The organism is Pseudomonas sp. NPDC090201 (assembly GCF_044746825.1).
Lineage (GTDB): Bacteria > Pseudomonadota > Gammaproteobacteria > Pseudomonadales > Pseudomonadaceae > Aquipseudomonas > Aquipseudomonas putida_AD.
Map to the genome: position 1 here is coordinate 1 of NZ_JBIVCX010000027.1, position 1,053 is coordinate 1,053.

A 1,053-nucleotide genomic window follows, 5' to 3' on the forward strand; every position below is an offset into this window, starting at 1 on the left:
TTACCCTCGCTCCGATAATGTTCATACACATCTTTCCAAGCGGTCGAGCGACTGGCTGACATCGAGGCGTTATGCAGCAAGCGCCGCGTCTCGGAGCAGCCTCGTTTGGTTAAGCGGCGACGTCCCGTTTTCTGACCGGAATCAGACACCCGCAGGTCCATCCCCAGAAATGCGACAAAGGCATCGCTGTTCTTGAATTCACCCCGGATAAAAGCCATCACTAAGGCAGTAGCGGTCAGAAAACCAATGCCTTCAATGGACCGGCAACGTGCAATTTGCTCAAGCAGTCCTGCTTCCTGAAGTAACTCCTTGAGTTTCTTCTGGACCAACAGGTCAAGCCTGTTCATTTGCGCCGTAAAACTCTTGAACGCGGCCTTGAGCAGCGTCTCGTTGCCCCAGCTCTGGCTCAGAGCAGTGCGCATCGATACCAGGGCAGCTCGGCGTCGCAGAAGGCTCTGCAGCTTGCCATAGACGGCCGGAGGCGGTGCCCAGGGACGCAGCTCGCCGCCTTCGCGCTCTAGATATCGCGCCAGTAATGCAGCATCACTGGAATCCGTCTTGGCCCTTGCACCGATGCTCTTGCGGTAATTGCTCAGTTGAAAGCCATCGACCACGTAAACCGTAAAACCCTTTTCGTATGCCATTTCGACAACGTCAAGGTGATAGACGTTGGTCGCTTCAACACACAGGGCTGTATTGGCCGGTTGCTGCTTCAACCATTTCTTGATTTCGGGTTTGGTATTGCTCACACAAACCTGCGCGCCACTGTCTTGGTAGTGGATGACCAATTCGGCCTTGGCCACATCGATGCCAATCACAAAGTGGTTCGCTTTCATTGCCATTGCAGGCTCTCCCGCTGTAAGGTTTTTCGACTCGGAGGGGTTCACCAAGAGGCGCAGGCTTGTTTCTATCGTCGCTGAGGAAAACGAAGCATTCTTTATCGGCGCTTTGGTGGAAGGGGTGGGGACGATTTCTCCCACGGTCTGTACTGCGGCTAACAGTCAGAAGCTGGCTTTTGGTCCCACCCACCCCTTCGAGTCCTACCATACAAGC

The 1,053-nt window shown here is 54.5% G+C and carries 1 protein-coding gene; it reads right to left on the reverse strand.

All coding sequences use genetic code 11. The features are described from left to right. On the reverse strand, nucleotides 1–842 hold an 842-nt coding region (locus ACIPOO_RS27610), incomplete at its 3' end, for an IS110 family transposase (RefSeq protein ID WP_400611225.1). Nucleotides 843–1,053: the final 211 nt, after the last annotated feature.